We start from the raw sequence: 20,302 nt of genomic DNA, 5'->3' as shown, positions 1-20,302 counted from the left end.
CGAGGGTTGGACTGCAGACAGCAGGGACCGGTACGGGCGCGGCAGCCGCGCGTCCGATCCGGAGCCCCACCGCGTCATGCCCGTCGTGGGCGGCGGCGGGGTGCCGCCGCAGCGATCCCGGGGCTACGACGACGGCCACGGTGCGTACGGCGACGGTTACAACGAGGGGCAGGTCTACCGCAGCGGCGGCGGCGACCCCTCGGGACCGTACGATGACGACGGCGGCGGCCGTCAGGCCGGCGGCTACGGGAAGCCGCCGCCGAACTGGCGCAAGCGGATCAAGATCGGCGCCATCGTGGCGCTCGTCATCCTCATAGTCGTGCCCGTCGTCACGTACTTCTGGGCGGACTCCAAGCTGCGCCGCGAGGTGGACCTCAGCAAGGTCGAGGACCGGCCCGGCGACCAGGACGGCACGAACTACCTCATCGTCGGCTCCGACAGCCGCGAGGGCATGTCCAAGGAGCGGCAGCAGGAACTGCACACCGGCTCCGTCGAGGGCAAGCGCACCGACTCGATGATGATCCTGCACACCGGTGACAACGGGAACACGATGGTCAGCCTCCCGCGCGACTGGATGGTCACCATCCCGTCGTTCACCGGCTCGGAGACCGGCAACCGCATCCCGGAGCAGACGCAGAAGATCAACGCCGCGTATGCCATCGAGGGCCCGGAACTGCTGGTCCGCACGGTCGAGTACAACACCGGCCTGAAGATCGACCACTACGCCGAGATCGGCTTCGGCGGCTTCGCCAACATCGTCGACGAGCTCGGCGGCGTCGAGATGTGCTTCGACGAGGCGGTCAAGGACAAGAACTCCGGCGCCGACTTCGAGAAGGGCTGCCAGGACCTCGACGGCGCCGAGGCGCTGGCCTTCGTCCGCAACCGCTACGCGCTGCCGGGCGGTGACCTGGACCGGACGAAGAACCAGCAGAAGCTGCTGTCGAAGCTGGCCAGCGAGTCGGCGAAGTTCACGACGATCATGAACCCGTTCAAGCTCTACCCGACGATGGGCGCCGGCCTGGACTCGCTCATCGTCGACAAGGACATGAGCCTGTTCAACGTCGCCCAGATGTTCTGGGCCATGAAGGGCGTCTCGGGCGGCGACGGCAAGTCGATGAACCTGCCGGTCGTCTCCGGCGGCACCGACCCGCGTCTCGGCTCCGTGCAGAAGTGGGACGAGCCGAAGGCGAAGCAGCTCTTCGAGCAGCTCAAGAACGACGACAAGGTCACCGTCTCGGCAGACTGAGCGGTGGCCAACCGGGCAAATTGATCAGTCGGACGGGACCCCGGCCCGTGGTGGGCCGGGGTCCCGCCGTCGTACGCCTCCGGGGGCGCGCCGCGCTCAGCGCACCACCGTGAACGTGTCCGCTGTCCGCGCCGGGCGCTGCCGCGGCGGGGCCGCCGCGTGGCCCACGGCCACCGAGCCCATCGGGTCCCAGTCCGCCGGCAGGTCCAGCACCTCGCGGACCACGTCCCGGCAGAACATCGTGGACGACACCCACGCGGAGCCCAGCCCTTCGCCGGCCAGCGCGACGAGGAAGTTCTGCACCCCGGCCCCGGTGGCGACGACGAACATCTCCCGTTCGGCGGCGTTGCGCCGGTCGTCGGGGTAGGTGTGCGAACCGTCCATCACCAGGCAGGGCACCACCAGATACGGGGCGTTGCGCAGCACGTCCCCGCGGCGGATCCGCTTGGCGATGGACTCCTCCGTGAAGTTGCTCAGCTCCCGCAGGTCCCGGATCCACGCCTCGCGCATCGCGTCCAGCAGTTCCGTGCGCGCCTGCTGCGACTCCAGCAGAACGAACCGCCACGGCGTCGTGTGGTGCGGCGCCGGCGCCGTGACCGCGGCGGCCACGGCCCGCCGCACCGCCGCCGGATCCACCGGCTCCGCGGTGAACTCGCGCACGGTACGCCGCTGTGTCACCGCCTCGCGGACCGCCTCCGAGGTGCCGAGGCGGAACATGTCCTCGGCCGGCTCCCGCACCAGCGCCCGCGCGTCAGGACCGTCGTCCTCGCCGGCCGGGGCGACGAGCTGGGGCAGCCCGCTGAGCACCGCGACCGGCAGCCCGTGGGCCTTGCCCTTGACCAGCTCGCCGGCGGCGGCGAGTTCGTCGGCGGCGGCGACGATCGTGCCCTCCAGGGTGTTGCCGTACGTGTCCGGGGCGCCCCGCAGGTCGTCGAGCACCCGGACGCCGGCGGCGCCGATGGCGACGTCCGTGACGCCGTTGCGCCAGGGGCGGCCGAGGGTGTCGGTGATCAGGACGCCGACGTTGACGCCGAGGGCCGTGCGCAGTCCGGCGCGGAGCGCGCGGGCGGAGGCGTCGGAGTCCTCGGGGAGCAACAGGACGGTGCCGGCAGGGGTGTTGGAGGCATCCACGCCGGCGGCGGCCATCACCAGGCCGTGCCGGGTCTCGACGATGCGCAGCGGGCCGCGGCGGGCGACGAGGCGTACGGCCTCCTCGTCGATGGCGGCCTCCCGGTCGCCGGGCACGGCGGTCTGCCGGACCCGGCCCTCGGCCTTGCTGACGATCTTGGAGGTGACGACGAGGATGTCGCCGTCGGCGAGCGGTGGTCCCGCGAGGCCGGGCGCGGCGGCGGCGACGAGCTTGGCGAGGTCGTCGCCGGGGCGGACCTCGGGGATGCCGGGCAGGGCCCGTACGCGGAACTCCGGGGCACCCGCCTGCCCCGCGGGGGTCTGCGTGCCGGTCTCCGTGCCCGTACCCGGGTCCGCCGTCATGCCCGTACCTCCTGAGCCAGCTCCAGCGCCGCCGCGGCCATCCGCGCCGTCGCGTCCATGTCGCGCATCATCAGCGGCACCGCCCGGCAGCGGATCCCGGCGGCCTCCACCGCCGGCACCGCCGCCGCGTCCACCTCGTCGACCAGCCAGCCGTCGATGAGCCCGGAGCCGTAGTGGAGCGCGACCGCGTCGGCGGTGGACTCGACGCCGACCGCGGCGAGCACCTTGTCCGCCATGCCGCGCACCGGGGCGCCGCCGACGATGGGGGACAGGCCCACGACGGGCACGTCGGCGTCGGCGATGGCCTCGCGGATGCCCGGCACGGCGAGGATCGTGCCGATGCTGACGACGGGGTTGGACGGCGGGAAGAGCACCACGTCGGCCTCGGCGATGGCCTCCAGCACGCCGGGCGCGGGCTTGGCCTGCTCGGCGCCGACGGGCACCACGGCGAGCGCCGGCACGGAGGCGCGCAGCCGCACCCAGTACTCCTGGAAGTGGATCGCCTTGCGCTCGCCGTCCACCTCGACGGCGACGTGCGTCTCGACCCGGTCGTCGGTCATCGGCACCAGCCGCACGCCCGGCCGCCAGCGGTCGCACAGCGCCTCGGTGACGGCGCTGAGCGGGAAGCCGGCGCCGAGCATCTGGGTGCGCACGATGTGGGTGGCGAAGTCGCGGTCGCCGAGCCCGAACCAGCCGGGCCCGACGCCGTACGCGGCCAGCTCCTCCCTGACGGCGAACGTCTCGTCCGCGCGGCCCCAGCCCTGCTCCTCGTGGATGCCGCCGCCGAGCGTGTACATCACGGTGTCCAGGTCGGGGCAGACCTTGAGGCCGAACAGGTGGATGTCGTCGCCGGTGTTGCCGACGACGGTGACGTCCGCGTCCGGCTCTGCCTGCTTCAGGCCGCGGAGGAACCGGGCGCCGCCGATCCCGCCGGCCAGTACAACGATGCGCATGGCGCCCAGTCTTGCAGGCGGGGCTCAGTGGCGGGCGGGCTCCTCGGTCGGGCGGGCGGCGCCGCAGGCGACCGTGATGCGAGGGGGACGGTCCTCGTGCATCGGCATCTCGGTGAGGGCGGGGAAGTAGACGTGCAGGCTTACGGCGGGCGTCAGCGCGTCGTTGACGACTTCGTGGACGTACCCCGGCGCGAAGACGCGTTGCGCGCCGGGCGTGAGGGTGCGCGCGGTGTGGTTCGCGCGCTCGGTCAACTCCCCTTCCAGCACGGTGAGTACGCCCGAGGACGGGCCGTGGCCGTGCGCTCCGCTGCGCTGTCCCGGCAGCCAGCTCAGCAGCCACACCTCGTAGCCGGGGCCGGTGCGCAGCCGGTGGTACCAGCGGGTGACGGGGTCGTAGTCGACGAGCGGCGCCCAGGCGTCCCGGTCGGCGGCGAGCGCGCGTGCGAGGCCGGCGAAGTCGGCGACCGTGGCGGGGTGGGCGGGCGCGGGCGGGAGGAGGTGGGGGAAGGCGAGCGGGTCGCCGCCGATCTGGATGTCGCTGAGCATGGGGCTCGGGAGTCCTTGGCGTGTGTGGTGCGCGAGGAATGCGGAGAGTGGCGAAGGGGTGGCCTGCGGAGCAGGCAGCACGAAGCGGAGCTGGAGCCTCAGCGGCTACAACAGCTCGGACACTCCTCGCTCGGCCGGTACGGCCACGGGTCCGACATGCGCATCAGCAGAGCGGATCCGGGGGTGTTTGTCAACTGGATGTCCGGGTTGACCGCAAGGATTCACACCTTCCGGTTGCCGGGCGTGGCGAAAGGTTTATTCACCCCGTTGTACGGAGAGACGGCGACCAACCGCAGGGCGACCATCGGGGCCGGGGTGCCGTTGTGCATCCGTGACGCGACTGTGATCTTCTTCGCTTTGCCGGGCGGGCCGCAACGGCGCTGTAGCCCCGATCGTCTCCCCCGGTAGGGGCGCCTGCCGGGATCGCCGTCTATCGGACTGTCATGGTCTTGGCCGATATGAACACTATTCACGAGGGCTTGGTGCCGCAGGGTGAATAAGAGGTCCAATAGCAGATCCCGGCTTGACTGTGCCAGAGCGGCGTACCTGTAATTTCACACGTGTCCGTTCAGGCGATTCAGTAACGGCAACATCACGGGGAAGCAAAGACGAGGGGCGCACATGACCGAGCTGTTCCAGCAGGTGCTGGTCGAGGAGGCGGACGAGGAGCTCGGGTGGCAGGAGCGCGCGCTGTGCGCCCAGACCGATCCCGAATCCTTCTTCCCGGAGAAGGGCGGATCCACACGCGAGGCCAAGAAGGTCTGCCTCGCCTGCGAAGTCCGGTCCGAGTGCCTGGAGTACGCCCTCGCCAACGACGAGCGCTTCGGCATCTGGGGCGGCCTGTCCGAACGGGAGCGGCGCCGGCTGAAGAAGGCGGCCCTCTAGGGTCTGTCTTCACTCTCCCGTCTGCGGCTGGGGGTACCGCCCACGCGCGCGCAGCGCGCTGTGGGGGAGGAGCCCGGCACGCACGCTCGCCGCGTTGTCGGGATCGGCCGAAGAGGCCCCCTATGCGGTCGGCCCTCCGCCTTGCGATCGCACGCACCAGACTCCCCCTACGCCCCGGGGGCGTGGGCGGTGCCCCCTGCCCCGCCCGCCCTGCGGGCGAACGACGCGAGAGTGAAGACAGCCCCAGCCGGTGCGGCCGGTGCCGTAGCCGTGCCGTAGCGGGCACTGTCACCGGCGGCGCGACCGCGCCGCCGGGCGGGCCCGGAGGCGGCGAGCACGGCGCCACGGGATTCGCGCGGGCGTGCGCCCGGCCCCCGTACGGCGTACGTGACCTCGGCGGAACCCCGCGGCGGCCCGGGGATCGTCCGCCAAGTCGCCCTGTGACGGAGGGACCCTCTAGTGTGGGGCACCGTCCACGACAGCCGCCACATTCCCGGGAGGTGACCCGGACTCCACCAGGGGTCCGCACCTCGATGTCCGAGCACAGCAACGCTGACTTCGCGGCCGGCTACCCGGCCGCAGCCGACGCGGCAGGCCGGCCCGGGACGACCGCGGCCGCCCCCGGCGGCGGCACCCCCGCCTTCCCCCGGCACGTCGTCACCGCCGTGCTCGTCTCGCACGACGGCGAGCGGTGGCTGCCCGACGCGCTCGCCGCGCTCACGGCGCAGGAGCGCCCCGTGCAGAGCGTCATCGCCGCCGACACCGGCAGCGCCGACGGCTCCGCCCGCATCCTCACCGAAGCCCTCGGCGCCGAGCGCGTGCTCCACCTCGCGCGCCGCACCGGCTTCGGCACCGCCGCCGCCGAGGCCGCACGCACCGCGGGCGTGCTCACCCCCGACCAACTTCCGTACCTGCGCCGCCCCAGCGGCTGGGACCCCGTCAGCCGCAGTTGGCGCGACGACGCGTACGACATGCCGGAGTTCCCGCACGGCGAGCCCGTCCAGTGGCTCTGGCTGCTGCACGACGACTGCGCCGCCGAGCCCGACGCGCTCGCCGCCATGCTCCGCCTCGCCGACGACATGCCCTCCGCCGCGATCATCGGCCCCAAGCTGCGGAGCTGGTACGACCGCAGGCAGTTGCTGGAGGCCGGCGTCTCCATCGCCCACAGCGGCCGCCGCTGGACCGGCATCGACCGCCGCGAGCAGGACCAGGGCCAGCACGACGGCGTCCGTGACGTGCTCTCCGTCTCCACCGCCGGCATGCTCATCCGCCGCGACGTCTTCGACCAACTCGGCGGCTTCGACGCCCGGCTGCCCCTCATGCGCGACGACGTCGACCTGTGCTGGCGCGCCCACAAGGCCGGCCACCGGGTCGTCGTCCAGCCCGACGCCGTCATGCGGCACGCCGAGGCCGCCGCCCGCGAGCGGCGCTCCATCGACTGCATGGGCAGATCGGGGCAGACGGCAAAGGGGGCGAGCCCGCACCGCGTCGACAAGGCCGGCGCCGCCTACACCCTCCTCGTCAACTCCAGCGCCGCGGCCCTGCCGTACATCGCCTTCCGGCTCGTCCTCGGCACCCTGCTGCGCACGCTGGCGTATCTCGTCGGCAAGGTCCCGCGGCAGGCGCTCGACGAAGTGGCGGGGCTCGGCGCCGTGCTGCTGCGCCCGCACCGCATCGCCGCCGCCCGGCGCAGGCGCGGCAAGCCCGCCGTGCCGCCCGGCGACCTCAAGCCCCTCTTCCCGGGCCGCGGCGCGACCGTACGCGTCACCGTCGAGCAGGTGCTCAGCAACTTCAGCGGCCGCTCCGAACCCGAGCTGTCCGGCGGCGGCCGGCACGGCGGCGCCGTCGAGACCGGCCCGGGCGACGACGATGCCGACTTTCTCGAAGTCGAACAGTTCGCCCGGCTGAAGCGGGTGGCCCGCAAGCCGGGCCCGGTGCTCTTCGCCGTTCTGCTGCTCGTCGCCCTCATCGCCTGCCGCGAGCTGATCGGCGGCGGCACCCTCATCGGCGGCGCGCTCCTGCCCGCCCCTGCCGACGCCGGCGACCTCTGGTCGTCGTACGCGGACTCCTGGCACCCCGTCGGCACCGGCGGCACCCAGGACGCACCGCCCTACCTGGCGTTCCTCGCCGGTCTCGGCACCGTCCTGTTCGGCAGCACCAACGCCGCGCTGACCCTGCTGCTCGTCTGCTCCGTGCCGCTGGCAGGCTTCACCGCGTACTTCGCCTCCCGTCCGCTCGTCAGCTCCCGGCTGCTGCGCGCCTGGGGGAGCGTCGCGTACGCCTTCCTGCCCGCCGCCACCGGCGCGCTCGCCGCCGGCCGCATCGGCACCGCGGTGCTCGCCGTGCTGCTGCCGCTCCTCGCCCGCGCGGCCGTCGCCGCGAGCGGGCTGCGCGGCCGGGCGAGCTGGCGCGGCGCCTGGGCGTACGCGCTGCTGCTCACCGTCACCACCGCCTTCACCCCCGTCGTCTGGCCGCTGGCCGCCCTCCTGGCCGCCGCGCCGGCCGCCTGGGCCGTCGTGCGCGGCCGGAGCCCCGTCGGGCCCGGCCTGCGGCAACTGGCCGTCCTGGTGACCCCCGTGGTGCTGCTGGCGCCCTGGTCGCTCGATCTGCTGACCGAACCGTCCCGCTTCTTCACCGAGGCCGGACTGGACACCACCACCGACGACGTGTCCCCGCTCGGCCTGCTGCTCGCCTCGCCCGGCGGTCCCAACGCGGGCGGCAGCGTGCTGCTCGCCGGCATCGTGCTCGCCGCGCTGGCCGCACTGTTCCGCTCCGACCGGCGGCTGCCGGTGGGCGCCGCATGGGCCGTCGCCGCCGTCGCCGGGCTGCTCGCCGCGGCCGGCGCGGGCGACGGCTGGACCGGGCCGCAGACGCTCGTCTACGGGCTCGCGCTGCTGGCCGCCGCCGTCATCGGCGCCGACGGCGCCCGCCACCGCGTCGCCGAGCAGTCCTTCGGCTGGCGGCAGCCGGCCGCGGTGCTCGTCGCCGTCGCCTGCGCCGTGGGGCCGCTGGTGCTGGCCGTCGGCTGGATGTGGCGCGGGGCCGACGGGCCGCTGGAGCGCGGCGGCGCCGACCAGGTGCCGGCGTTCGTCGCGGAGGAGAGCCGCACGTCGGACCAGCCGCGCACGCTGGTCGTCGGCGGTTCGGCCGCCCAGGTCGAGTACATGCTCGTACGGGGCGCGGGCGCCCGCCTCGGCGACGCCGAGCTGGCCGCGGCCGGCGGCGGCAACTCCCGGCTCTCCGGCACCGTCTCCGGGCTCGTGGCCGGCTCCGGCGCCGACCAGTCGGCCGAACTGGGCGCGTACGCCGTGCGCTACGTCCTCGTACGCAACGACGCCCCCCGCACCTTCGGCCGCGTACTCGACGCCACCCCCGGGCTGACCCGGCTCAGCCAGCAGGACGGCGGCGCGCTCTGGCGCGTCGACGCGCGGGTCTCGCGCGCGACCGTCGTCGCGGGCGACGGCGAGGGCCAGGGGGCCGCCGAGCCCGTGCCCGTGCCCGCCGGGCCCGTCGAAGTGCACACGGACATCGAGGACGGCCCCGAGGGCCGCGTGCTGCGCCTCGCGGACGCGGCGAGCGCCGGATGGCGGGCGACCCTGGACGGCGAGCCGCTGGAGGCCACGACGGTCGACGGCTGGGCGCAGGGTTTCGAACTGCCCGCGGGCGGCGGGCGGCTGGACGTCACGTACGACACCGCCGTGACGCACACGGCGTGGACCTGGGCGCGCGGCGCGGCGCTGCTCGTCGTGCTGGTGCTGGCGCTGCCCGGGCGGCGGCGCGACGTGGACGACGACCTGCCGGAGGCGGGCACCCCGGCGATCCCGGCGCAGGCGCTGGAGGGCGACGGGCGGCGCGCACGGCGGCTGCGGGCGCAGGCCGCCGCGGCGGAGGCCGAGGGCGCCGGGGCGCCCGGGGGCGCGCCCGAGGCGCCGCCGATGCCGCCGGCTCCGCCCGGTTCCCCTGCCGTGCCCGGTGCGCCCGACGAGCAGCCGGCCTGGGCCGCGGCGCCGGTGCCCGGCGCCGGGCAGGCGGAGCAGGGCTACGGGGACACCTCGGTCGCCGACCCGTACGCGGCCCCGCCGCAGGGCTACGAGTGGGACGGCACCGGCTACGGCGGGCAGTACGGCGGGACGTCGTACGAGGCGCCCTACGAGCCGCAGTACGACGCCGGCGCGTACGAAAGCGAACAGCGGCCCGGCGCCCCCGCGGTGCCCCAGCAGGGCGGCCAGGGCTACGGCGACGGCGAGCAGGATCCGTACGGCGCGGGGCAGTACTCCGGCCCGTACTACGACCAGAGGAACTACGGCGCGGGCGCCGAGCGGGACGGGAGTGACAACGCGTGAAGACCGGCCCCCTCACCCTGATCGCCGCGGCGGCCGCGCTCGCCGTCACCGCGGGAATCGCCACTCTCACCGTCCCCGGCGACGAGGACGACGCCGGCAAGGCCGCCCCCGCCGCGGAGCGCATCGCTGTCGAGCGCTCCACCCTGCTGTGCCCGCAGCCGGGTGACACGGAGGTCGGCGAGACGACGTACACCTCCTTCGTGCCCGGCGGCGAGGGCGACGAAGGAAGCGCCGAACTGCTTCCCGCCACAACGGAGTCCGAAGCCGCGGAGCAACAAGAGAAGAAGGACGACGACGGCAAGGGCGACGAGAGCAAGGGCGACGGACAGAAGAAGGACGACGCCCCCGACCCCGTCGCCCCCCTGAAGCGCGCCGGCACCCCCGCCGAGGCCACCACCGACGAGGCCGAGGCCCCCGCGCTCGTCGGCACCGCCCACGGCGACTTCGCCCCCGGCTGGAGCGTGCAGCAGACGACCCTCGTCACCGCGGGTGACGGCCGCGGCCTGTCCGGCGCGCGCTGCACGGCCCCGGACAGCGAGTTCTGGTTCGCCGGCGCCAGCACGATCGACGAGCGCCGCGACTACGTCCAGCTCACCAACCCCGACGACGAGGCCGCCGTCGTCGACCTCCAGGTGTTCGACAAGGACGGCCCGGTCGAGAGCGAGGCGGGCAACGGCATCCAGGTCCCCGCCCGCTCCAGCGTCTCGGTGCTGCTCTCCACGGTCGCCGAGGAGCCGTCGATCAATGTCGCGGTGCACGTCGCCGTGCGCTCCGGCCGCGTCGGCGCCGCCGTGCACGCCGCCGACGAGCAGGTCGGCGGGGACTGGCTCCAGCCCGTCTCCGAACCCGCGCCCGGCGCGGTCCTCCCCGGCATCCCCGGCGACGCCACCTCCGTGCGCCTCGTCGTCTACGTCCCGGGCGAGGACGACGCCGACCTCGCCGTGAAGCTCGCCGGACCCAACGGCTCGATCACCCCCGCCGGGTACGAGTCGGTGCACGCCAAGAGCGGCATGACGACGGCGATCGACATGCAGAACCTCACCAAGGGCGAGGTGGGTTCGCTGATCCTGGAGCCGGAGGACGGCAGCAGGACACCCATCGTCGCCGCCCTGCGGGTGACCCGCGGCAAGAACACCGAGCAGGAGATGGCGTTCATCCCCTCCGCCACGCCGGTCGAGGAGCGCACCACCGCCTCGGGGAACTGGCCGAAGGCCGCGAGCCTGTCGCTCACCGCGCCGGACAAGGCCGTCGAGGTCAAGGTCACCGCGTCGCCGGGGAGCGAGGGCGGTGAACCGGCGGAGGAGACGTACACGGTCAAGCCCCGCACCACGCTGACCGTCGAGCCGCCCAAGACGTCCGGCACGAAGGGCACCTTCGCGCTCACCGTCGAGCGTGTCTCGGGCGGCGAGCTCTACGCCTCGCGGACGCTGGAGACGAAGGAGAGCGGCATCCCGATGTTCACGATCCAGACCCTCCCCGACGACAAGGGGATGGTCGAAGTCCCGGACGCCGAGCAGGACCTGGGCGTCCTCACGGACTGACGCACGGTGCCGCCGTCAGTCCTGGCCGTAGTGCGGATCGACCGACTCCGGGGCGACGCCGAGGAGTTCCGCGACCTGCTCGACGATCACCTCGTGGACCAGCAGCGCGCGCTCGTCGCGGTTCTTCGTACGGATCTCGACGGGGCGGCGGTAGACGACGATGCGGTCCGGGCCACCGCCGCCGGTGACGAGCCGGCCGAGCGGCACCCCGCCGTCGTCCTCCCAGCCGGCCGGGCCGCTGCCGTCGCCGGGGACGTCGAGGACGGCGAACTCGACGCCGGCGAGCTGCGGCCAGCGGCGTTCCAGCCGGGTGGCGGACTCGTGCACCAGGTCGACGAAGGCGTCCGAGCGGCTCACCGCCAGCGGCACCTGCGGCGGCGCCACGGGGCCCCGCATGCCGCGGCCGTGGCGGTCGCGGGTGCGGCCGCGCGGGCGCGGCGGGGGCCCTGGGGGCGGCGCCGGTCGTTCTGTGTGCTCCATCACCGATGAGCGTAGCCCGCGCCGGGCCCGCCGCAGACCATCCCGGGGCAACCCCGGGAATGTCGCGAAGTGAACGGTCGGCACAGGAATCGGCCCGCAGATGAACGGGCCGGAGTCCGCCGAAACCGGTTGGATTGACATGATTTGCAGCCAGGGCTGATCACTTGCAACGTCGCAGCCACCCGCGATGTGACCGACGTCGCAGGTCAACTCGGCCACACGCGCCCGGCTTCGCGCCGGACGGCAGGCGACACGGGTGGGTGACGCGATGGTGAGTCGTCGCGGCCCGCTCAGGAGTGCGGTACCGTCCAACGTCGTGAGCCCTGTACGTCGCTGTTCGCGCACCGCATGCGGCCGAGCCGCCGTCGCGACGCTCACCTACGTCTACGCCGACTCCACCGCCGTCCTCGGCCCCCTCGCGACGTACGCCGAGCCCCACTGCTACGACCTGTGCACGGAGCACTCCGAGCGGCTCACGGCCCCGCGCGGCTGGGAGGTCGTCCGGCTCGCGGTCCCCTCGGGACCCGCGCGGCCCAGCAGCGACGACCTGGAGGCCCTGGCCAACGCCGTGCGCGAAGCGGCCCGCCCGCCCCGCGCGGCGGCGGACGGGGACGGGATGGCCGCCCAGCGCGCCGTGGCCCCCGGCGGCCGGGACGCCGACCCCATGGAGGTCGCGCGCCGCGCCCACCTGCGGGTGCTCCGCTCGCCCGAGGGCTGACCGCCGCCCGCCTCGCCGGCAGCCCGCCGGGCCGTTCCCGTACGGTCCCCCGCCTGCCCGGCCCCGGACGGCGTGTGTCCGCCCCATCGCGTACTGTGCAAGCCTCAGCAGCGTGCGAAGGGCGGTAAACCGTGACCGATCTCTCGGCGATCGTGAAGGCGTACGACGTGCGCGGCGTCTTCCCCGAGCAGCTCGACGAGCCGCTCGTCGAGCTCTTCGGCGCCGCCTTCACCGAGACCACCGGCGCCGGCAAGATCGTCGTCGGCCATGACATGCGCCCCTCGTCGCCCGCGCTGGCCGCCGCCTTCGCGCGCGGCGCCGTCGGCCGCGGCGCGGACGCCGTCCTCATCGGCCTGTGCTCCACCGACCAGCTCTACTTCGCCAGCGGCCATCTCGGCCTGCCCGGCGCCATGTTCACCGCGAGCCACAACCCCGCGCGGTACAACGGCATCAAGATGTGCCGCGCCGGCGCCGCCCCCGTCGGCCAGGACACCGGGCTCGCCGAGATCCGCGCCACGGTCGAGCGGTGGCAGGCGGAAGGGGCGCCCGCCCCGGTCGCGAAGCCCGGCAGTGTCACGCAGACCGACCTCCTCGCCGACTACGCCGCACACCTGCGCTCCCTGGTCGACCTCGGCGCCATCCGGCCGCTGAAGGTCGTCGTCGACGCCGGCAACGGCATGGCGGGCCACACCGTACCCAGCGTCTTCGACCCGCTGCCCGTCGACGTCGTCCCCCTGTACTTCGAGCTCGACGGCACCTTCCCCAACCACGAGGCCAACCCGCTCGATCCGAAGAACATCGTCGACCTCCAGGCCGAGGTCCGCAGGACCGGCGCCGACGCCGGCCTCGCCTTCGACGGCGACGCCGACCGCTGCTTCGTCGTCGACGAGAAGGGCGACCCGGTCGCGCCGTCCGCGATCACCGCGCTGGTCGCCGCGCGCGAGCTGGAGCGCAACGGCGGCGGCACGATCATCCACAACCTGATCACCTCCTGGTCCGTGCCCGAGGTCGTCAAGGAGCACGGCGGCACCCCCGTGCGCACCCGCGTCGGCCACTCCTTCATCAAGGAGGAGATGGCCAAGACCGGCGCCATCTTCGGCGGCGAGCACTCCGCGCACTACTACTTCCGCGACTTCTGGAACGCCGACACCGGCATGCTCGCCGCGCTCCACGTCCTCGCCGCCCTCGGCGGCCAGGACGGCCCGCTGTCGCAGCTCGTCGCCGCCTACGACCGGTACGCGGCCTCCGGCGAGATCAACAGCACCGTCGACGACCAGGACGCCCGGCTCGCGGCGGTCAGGGCCGCGTACGCGGGGCGCGAGGGCGTCACGATCGACGAGCTGGACGGGCTGACGGCCACCGGCGACGGCTGGTGGTTCAACCTGCGGGCGTCCAACACCGAGCCGCTGCTGCGGCTCAACGTGGAGGCGGGTGACGCGGAGACGATGGCGCGGGTACGGGACGAGGCGCTGGCGCTGGTACGGGGCTGAGGCGGCGGGTGCGGGGCGGGCGGGCCGGTAAGGGGCGGCGCCCCAGGCGTACGGCCCTTACCCCGCCCGTACGGCCCTCACCGCCGCCCGCGCGGACGGCCGCCCCGCGCCCGTCCACAGGGCCCGCCCGCGCGCAGGCGGGCCCGTCCCCCCGGCGGTAGGCTGGCCGCCTGCCGCTCGTACGCACCACCGAGCACAGCACCGCAGCAGCCAGCCGAAGGGGACGCACATGCCGGTCGACGCCAGCCTCCTGGAGATCCTCGCCTGCCCGGCGTGCCACGCCCCGCTGCGCGAGAGCAAGGACGGCGCGGCCGCCGGCGCCTCCGACGCCCCCGGCGAGCCCGAGCTGCAGTGCACCTCCGACACCTGCGGCCTCGTCTATCCCGTACGCGACGACATCCCCGTCCTGCTCGTGGACGAAGCCCGCCGCCCCGCCTAGGCCCCGCCATGCTCGACGAGTCGCTGCTCGACGACCCCGGGGCACTCGCCCGCGCCGACGCCCGCGGCCTGCTGCGCAGCGTCGCCCAGGCCGGTGCCCAGACGCGCATCGCCGCCCGCCAGGCGGCCGAGTCCGACCTCGCCCGGGTGCGGCCCGACGGCCGTCCCCGCGCCGTGCTCGTCGCCGCCCCGGGCCCCGTCGCGAACACCACCGCCGACCTGCTGCGCGCGCTGACCGCGGGCGCCAGCCCTGTCGCCGCCCTGCGCCCCACCGGCGCCCGCCCCGAGCCCAGCGCCCTGAACTGGACGCTGCCCGGCTGGGCCGGCCCGTACGACCTGCTGCTCATCGCCACCGACTACGGCCGCGAGCCGGGCCTCACCGCGCTCGTCGAGCAGGCGTACCGGCGCGGCTGCACCGTCGCCGCCGTCGCCCCGCGCACCTCCGCGGTCACCGAGATAGCGACCTCCCGCGGCCTCGCGATGCCCCTGCTGAGCGCCCCCGGCGAGCAGATCGAGACCGGCGGCCTGTGGCCGCTGCTCACCCCGCTGCTCGCGCTCGCCGACCGCATCGACCTGATCGACGCCCCCGACGAAGCCCTCTCCCGGGTCGCCGACCGCCTCGACATCGTCGCCGAGCGCTGCGGTCCCGCCATCGAGACGTACGCGAACCCCGCCAAGACGCTCGCCGCCGAGCTGGCCGAGTCGCTGCCGCTGCTGTGGAGCGAGGGCCCCGTCGCGGGCGTCGCCGCGCGCTACTTCGCCCGCCAGCTGGCCGCCGTCGCCGGCCGCCCCGCGCTGCCCGCGACGCTGCCCGACGCGCTCGCCGCCCACGGCATGCTGCTGTCCGGGGCCTTCACCTCCGGCGCCGACCCCGACGACATCTTCCGCGACCGCGTCGAGGAGCCCGCCGCGCTCCGCGCCCGCATCGTCCTGCTGCACGACGAGTCCGCCGACACCGCCCGCACCCCCCGGGAGGCCGCCCCCGCGGTCCGCGAGCTGGCCTCCGCCCAGGGCACCCCCGTCAGCGAGCTGGAACCGTCCGACGGAGATCCCCTGGAGGCCGCGGGCGAGCTGATCGCCACCGCCGATTTCACCGCCGTTTACCTCGCCCTGGCTGCAGGTTCCGCCTGACCCGTACCAAGATGGCCGTATGGATCGCCTGAACAACACCGTCCGCCCGTACGCCTGGGGCTCCACCACCGCCATCCCCGAGCTGCTCGGCACCGACCCGACCGACGAGCCGCAGGCCGAGCTGTGGATGGGCGCCCACCCCGGCGCCCCCTCCCGCCTCGACCGCGGCGCCGGGCCCGTCCCCCTGGACCAGGTGATCGACGGCGACCCCGAGGGCGAGCTGGGCGCGGCGACGGTGGCGCGCTTCGGGCCCCGGCTGCCGTTCCTCCTCAAGGTGCTCGCCGCCGCCGCCCCGCTCTCCCTCCAGGTCCACCCCGACCTCGCCCAGGCCCGCGTCGGCTACCTCGACGAGGAGGAGCGCGGCGTCCCCGCCGACGCCCCCGAGCGCAACTACAAGGACGCCAACCACAAGCCCGAGCTGATCTGCGCCCTCACCCTCTTCGAGGGCCTGTGCGGCTTCCGCCCGCCCGCGGACGCCGCCGACCTGCTCGACGGCCTCGGCGTCGACGGCCTCAAGCCGTACGCCGACGCCCTGCGCGCACAGCCGGAGGAGGACGCGCTGCGCGAGGTGTTCGCCGGGATTCTGCGCGCGGACCGCGACGAGCTGGCGGCCACGGTCGAGGCCGCGGGCCGGGCCGCGGAGAAGCTGGGCACCACCGGCAGCCCGTACGCCGCCGACTACGCCGCCTACGGCGCCCTGGCACGCTCCTGGCCCGGCGACCCCGGCGTCATCGCCGCCTACCTGCTCAACGTCATCAGTCTGCAGCCAGGCGAGGCGCTCTTCCTCGGTGCCGGCGTCCCGCACGCCTACCTCGACGGCGTCGGCGTCGAGATCATGGCCAACTCCGACAACGTGCTCCGCTGCGGCCTCACGCCCAAGCACGTGGACGTGCCCGAGCTGCTGAAGATCGTCTCGTTCACCCCCGGCGCCCCCGAGGTACTGCGGGCGGGCCCCGACGGCCGCTACGCCGTCCCTGTCGACGACTTCCGCCTCCACCGCCACGACCTCGACGACGGCCCCGTCACCATCGACGGGACGGAGGGCGCGGGCCCGCAGATCCTGCTGTGCACCGACGGCAGCGCGGAGCTGACCAACGCCGCAGGCGAGCACCTGGCCCTGCACCGCGGCGAGTCGGCCTTCGTCCCGGCCGCCGACGGCACGCTGCACGCCACCGGCTCCGGCATGCTCTTCCGCGCCACCACAACCAACTGACCGCCACCCACCGGATCTCCGCGCCCCGCCGCGGGTCGTCCACGGCCGCGGCCGGCAGGGCTTGCGCCCACCGGCCGCGATGCTGACAGAATGTGCCGCCGTGAAGGGCGCGGCCTCCCGCCGCGCCCCGCGGAGGCAGATGGAAGGGAACCGGCGGCACATGGCTGCAGGCGGCGGTACGAAGGCGATCCTCGCGGCGCTCGGCGCCAACTTGTCGATCGCGGTCGCGAAGTTCGTGGCATGGGCCTTCAGCGGCTCGTCCTCCATGCTCGCCGAGGCCGTGCACTCCCTGGCCGACTCCGGCAACCAGGCGCTGCTCCTCCTCGGCGGCAAGCGCGCCAAGCGCGCCGCCACGAAGGAACACCCCTTCGGCTACGGCCGCGAGAGATACGTCTACGCGTTCCTCGTCTCCATCGTCCTCTTCACGGTCGGCGGCCTCTTCGCGATCTACGAGGGCTATCACAAGATCGAGGACCCGCACGAGATCGACCACTGGTACTGGCCGGTGGGCGTCCTCGTCTTCGCGATCATCGCGGAGACCATCTCCTTCCGCACCGCCATCAAGGAGTCCAACGAGGTACGGGGCAGCCAGGGCTGGTGGCAGTTCATCCGCCGCGCCAAGGCCCCCGAACTGCCCGTGGTGCTCCTGGAGGACCTCGGCGCGCTCGTCGGCCTGATCCTGGCGCTCCTCGGCGTCGGCGTCGCCCTCGCCACCGGCGACGGCGTCTGGGACGGGATCGGCACGGTGTCCATCGGCGTCCTGCTGCTGATCATCGCCGTCATACTCGCCGTCGAGACCAAGAGCCTCCTCCTCGGCGAGGGCGCCAGCGAGGCAGACGTCGAGGCCATCAGCACCGCGCTCGTCGACGGCGATGCCGTCACCCAGGTCATCCACCTCAAGACCCTCTACCTCGGCCCGGACGAGCTGCTGGTCGCCGCGAAGATCGCGGTGCAGCACGACGACACCGCGGGCGAGGTGGCGCGCGCCATCGACGCGGCGGAATCGCGGGTACGGGAGGCGGTGCCGGTGGCGAGGATGATCTACCTGGAGCCGGACATCGCCCGCGCACAGACGGACACGTAGCGGAGACCAGGGCCGGCGCGCACGGACCGCCGGCCGACCGCCCGCGCCCCCGCCCTGGCCGGCCGTCTCACCGGCTGTCCGGTCCGCGGGATGGCCAGTTCCCGTTGTCCACATGCCCACGCGGCGGGGGCGGCCTGCGGTAGATTCGGGGTGCAGAGCCAGACGTCGCTGCTGATGGCGATCGGGTGGCCCGCCAGCGGGCCGGCCGAGGGGGAGAGAGGGCCTCCGGCGGACTGAGCCGCAGAGGGACCGGTGTGTCCGTACGCGTGCGTGCGCCTGCGCGCCGCGCGCACGTCCCGTCTGCGCTCAGGGAATCCGATCACCCTCAAGGAGTTGCGACGTGACTTCCACCACCACCGCCACGAGCCCGGACTTCAAGGTCGCCGACCTGTCCCTGGCCGCCTTCGGCCGCAAGGAGATCCAGCTCGCCGAGCACGAGATGCCCGGCCTCATGGCCATCCGCAAGGAGTACGCCGAGGCCCGGCCGCTCGCCGGCGCGCGGGTCACCGGCTCGCTCCACATGACCGTGCAGACCGCGGTCCTCATCGAGACGCTGACCGCCCTCGGCGCCGAGGTCCGCTGGGCCTCGTGCAACATCTTCTCCACCCAGGACCACGCCGCCGCGGCCGTCGCCGTCGGCCCCGACGGCACCCCGGACGACCCCCGCGGCGTCCCCGTCTTCGCCTGGAAGGGCGAGACGCTGGAGGAGTACTGGTGGTGCACGGAGCAGGCGCTGACCTGGCCCGGCACCGACACCGGCGGCCCGAACATGATCCTCGACGACGGCGGCGACGCCACGCTCCTCGTCCACAAGGGCGTCGAGTTCGAGAAGGACGGCAAGGTCCCCTCGCCCGACACCGCCGAGAGCGACGAGGAGCGCGTCATCCTCCAGCTCCTCACCCGCACCGTCGCCGAGACCCCGCAGAAGTGGACGCAGCTCGCCTCCGAGATCCGCGGCGTCACCGAGGAGACCACCACCGGCGTCCACCGGCTCTACGAGATGCACCAGGCGGGGACGCTGCTCTTCCCGGCCATCAACGTCAACGACTCGGTGACCAAGTCGAAGTTCGACAACAAGTACGGCTGCCGCCACTCCCTCGTCGACGGCATCAACCGCGCCACCGACGTCCTCATCGGCGGCAAGACCGCGGTCATCTGCGGCTACGGCGACGTCGGCAAGGGCTGCGCCGAGTCCCTGCGCGGCCAGGGCGCCCGGGTGATCATCACCGAGATCGACCCGATCTGCGCCCTCCAGGCGGCCATGGACGGCTACCAGGTGGCGCGGCTGGAGGACGTCGTCGAGACCGCCGACATCTTCGTCACCGCCACGGGCAACAAGGACATCATCCTCGCCGAGCACATGCAGCGCATGAAGCACCAGGCGATCGTCGGCAACATCGGCCACTTCGACAACGAGATCGACATGGCCGGCCTCGCCAAGCTGCCCGGCATCGTCAAGGACGAGGTCAAGCCGCAGGTGCACACCTGGACCTTCCCCGACGGCAGGGTGCTCATCGTCCTGTCCGAGGGCCGCCTGCTGAACCTCGGCAACGCGACCGGCCACCCGTCGTTCGTCATGTCCAACTCCTTCGCGAACCAGACGATCGCCCAGATCGAGCTCTTCACGAAGACCTCCGAGTACCCGACCGGCGTCTACGTGCTGCCCAAGCACCTCGACGAGAAGGTCGCCCGCCTCCACCTCGACGCCCTCGGCGTCCGGCTCACCGAACTCCGGCCGGAGCAGGCGTCGTACATCGGCGTGCAGGTCGAGGGCCCGTACAAGCCGGACCACTACCGGTACTGAGCACGGCACCACCGCCGCCCGCCCGGGAACACCCGGGCGGGCGGCCGCGCGCCGGGGGAGAGTCGGCCCGCGTAGGGTGCCGGACATGCCGCGCGGACGCTATTCCCTCCACGACCCGTACGACGGCACACCGCTGGGCGACGAACACTTCCAGTGCGCCCCCGGCGCCTCCGGCTGGCGCTACACCGCCAGGACCACCGCCCCCGACGGCACGGCCACCGGCTCGGTCGACCTCACCATCGACCACCGAGGCCGCCCCGTCCGCCTCGAACTCCACGCCGCCGGCTGGCAGGTCCGCGGCGCGGCACTCGACGGCATCACCTGGGTCCGCTCGGACCCGACGGGAGAACAGGCCCGCGAGGGCAACGCCCGCGCCCAGGGGTTCACCGGCACCTCCCCGGCCTTCCTCATCGCCACCACCCGCCTCCTCGGGCCGCCTTCCACCGACGCCCCCCAACGACTCCGCCTCGTCGCCCTGACCCGCCCGGTCCTCGCCCCGCGCACGCTGGACCAGGCGTGGAGAAGGACGGGGGAGGACACCCACGGTACCGACACGGGTCCGCTCCGGGTGGTGAACTACCAGGTCAGCGATCTGGAGACGGGCGAACAGGGCGAGGTCCACATCGCCGGCGACGTGGTCCTGGCAGCCCCCGGTGTCGAACTCGAAGAACTGGACACCCCGCCCAACTCCCTCGACACCTGAGGGCGATTCGCATCGCCCGCGGTTGACCTGGTACTGTTCACGTCGCTCGAGCAGGAGGGCACGACGACTCCGCGACAGAGCACTCTCTGAACTAGCAGGCCCGGAGCGGGAATTCGCACCGGAAAAGGTCTGGTAAGGTTCGGAACACCGAAGGGAAACGCCCGGAGAGGCCCGGAAGGGTTTTGAAGGTAGTGTCCGTTCTTTGAGAACTCAACAGTGTGCCAAGTAATCGATGC

General features: G+C 73.7%; 16 protein-coding genes. 12 read left to right on the top strand and 4 right to left on the bottom strand.

The genetic code is table 11. From position 1 onward, the window contains the following. Nucleotides 1-76 precede the first annotated feature (76 nt). Nucleotides 77-1,246, top strand: a complete 1,170-nt coding sequence (locus tag FB457_RS34335; protein ID WP_047016073.1) for an LCP family protein — start codon at nucleotides 77-79, stop codon at nucleotides 1,244-1,246. Between the two features lie 96 nt (nucleotides 1,247-1,342). Here the strand turns inward: FB457_RS34335 and FB457_RS34330 are convergent, their stop codons facing one another. Genes FB457_RS34330 through FB457_RS34320 form a run of 3 tightly spaced genes read right to left on the bottom strand, consistent with a single transcriptional unit; the run spans nucleotide 1,343 to nucleotide 4,236 of the window. After that, a complete protein-coding gene (locus FB457_RS34330; protein ID WP_145784613.1) occupies nucleotides 1,343-2,737 on the bottom strand; it encodes a coenzyme F420-0:L-glutamate ligase in 1,395 nt (464 codons plus the stop codon). Continuing rightward, nucleotides 2,734-3,690 carry a 2-phospho-L-lactate transferase gene (cofD, locus tag FB457_RS34325; protein WP_145784611.1) on the bottom strand — a complete coding sequence of 319 codons (957 nt, stop codon included), beginning with the start codon at nucleotides 3,688-3,690 and terminating at the stop codon, nucleotides 2,734-2,736. Before cofD ends, FB457_RS34330 begins: the two co-directional genes overlap by 4 nt. A 24-nt stretch (nucleotides 3,691-3,714) precedes the next feature. After that, the gene (locus FB457_RS34320) at nucleotides 3,715-4,236 is read right to left on the bottom strand and encodes a cysteine dioxygenase (protein WP_047016070.1); all 522 of its coding nucleotides are present in this window, start codon (nucleotides 4,234-4,236) and stop codon (nucleotides 3,715-3,717) included. Between the two features lie 621 nt (nucleotides 4,237-4,857). Here FB457_RS34320 and FB457_RS34315 point away from each other — a divergent pair. From FB457_RS34315 to FB457_RS34305, 3 genes are all read left to right on the top strand, one after another. Further along, nucleotides 4,858-5,121, top strand: coding sequence for a WhiB family transcriptional regulator (locus tag FB457_RS34315; RefSeq protein WP_018840771.1), 264 nt, complete (start codon nucleotides 4,858-4,860; stop codon nucleotides 5,119-5,121). A gap of 533 nt (nucleotides 5,122-5,654) precedes the next feature. Then, nucleotides 5,655-9,464 (top strand): glycosyltransferase family 2 protein, encoded by a 3,810-nt coding sequence (locus FB457_RS34310; protein WP_047016068.1) that lies wholly within the window; start codon nucleotides 5,655-5,657, stop codon nucleotides 9,462-9,464. Continuing rightward, entirely contained in the window at nucleotides 9,461-11,005 is a 1,545-nt protein-coding gene (locus tag FB457_RS34305; RefSeq protein ID WP_047016067.1) for a DUF5719 family protein, read from the top strand. The genes FB457_RS34310 and FB457_RS34305 overlap by 4 nt, the downstream gene beginning before the upstream one ends. A 15-nt stretch (nucleotides 11,006-11,020) precedes the next feature. Here FB457_RS34305 and FB457_RS34300 read toward each other — a convergent pair whose 3' ends face one another. After that, nucleotides 11,021-11,401 (bottom strand): metallopeptidase family protein, encoded by a 381-nt coding sequence (locus FB457_RS34300; RefSeq protein WP_047016066.1) that lies wholly within the window; start codon nucleotides 11,399-11,401, stop codon nucleotides 11,021-11,023. Between the two features lie 352 nt (nucleotides 11,402-11,753). Between FB457_RS34300 and FB457_RS34295 the strand changes: the two genes are divergently transcribed. From FB457_RS34295 to FB457_RS34260, 8 genes are all read left to right on the top strand, one after another. After that, the gene (locus FB457_RS34295) at nucleotides 11,754-12,203 is read left to right on the top strand and encodes a DUF3499 domain-containing protein (RefSeq protein ID WP_078898245.1); all 450 of its coding nucleotides are present in this window, start codon (nucleotides 11,754-11,756) and stop codon (nucleotides 12,201-12,203) included. Between the two features lie 131 nt (nucleotides 12,204-12,334). Continuing rightward, on the top strand, nucleotides 12,335-13,693 hold the full coding sequence (locus tag FB457_RS34290; protein WP_047016064.1) for a phosphomannomutase/phosphoglucomutase: 1,359 nt from the start codon (nucleotides 12,335-12,337) through the stop codon (nucleotides 13,691-13,693). A gap of 229 nt (nucleotides 13,694-13,922) precedes the next feature. Then, nucleotides 13,923-14,132 carry a Trm112 family protein gene (locus FB457_RS34285; protein WP_047016063.1) on the top strand — a complete coding sequence of 70 codons (210 nt, stop codon included), beginning with the start codon at nucleotides 13,923-13,925 and terminating at the stop codon, nucleotides 14,130-14,132. A gap of 8 nt (nucleotides 14,133-14,140) precedes the next feature. After that, the gene (locus FB457_RS34280) at nucleotides 14,141-15,262 is read left to right on the top strand and encodes an SIS domain-containing protein (protein WP_047016062.1); all 1,122 of its coding nucleotides are present in this window, start codon (nucleotides 14,141-14,143) and stop codon (nucleotides 15,260-15,262) included. 19 nt (nucleotides 15,263-15,281) lie between these two features. Continuing rightward, the gene (gene manA, locus FB457_RS34275) at nucleotides 15,282-16,475 is read left to right on the top strand and encodes a mannose-6-phosphate isomerase, class I (protein ID WP_047016061.1); all 1,194 of its coding nucleotides are present in this window, start codon (nucleotides 15,282-15,284) and stop codon (nucleotides 16,473-16,475) included. Nucleotides 16,476-16,635: 160 nt separating this feature from the next. Next, nucleotides 16,636-17,559: a cation diffusion facilitator family transporter gene (locus FB457_RS34270; protein WP_047019961.1), complete on the top strand. Its 924-nt coding sequence runs from the start codon at nucleotides 16,636-16,638 to the stop codon at nucleotides 17,557-17,559. A 340-nt stretch (nucleotides 17,560-17,899) separates the two neighbouring features. Beyond that, the gene (gene ahcY / locus FB457_RS34265; protein WP_047016060.1) at nucleotides 17,900-19,363 is read left to right on the top strand and encodes an adenosylhomocysteinase; all 1,464 of its coding nucleotides are present in this window, start codon (nucleotides 17,900-17,902) and stop codon (nucleotides 19,361-19,363) included. A gap of 85 nt (nucleotides 19,364-19,448) precedes the next feature. Next, a complete protein-coding gene (locus tag FB457_RS34260; RefSeq protein ID WP_047019960.1) occupies nucleotides 19,449-20,066 on the top strand; it encodes a hypothetical protein in 618 nt (205 codons plus the stop codon). Nucleotides 20,067-20,302: the final 236 nt, after the last annotated feature.

Source organism: Streptomyces sp. CNZ287 (assembly GCF_007827615.1).
Note: the sequence above shows the minus strand (reverse complement) of the source record. Positions and strands in the feature narration are given on the sequence as shown.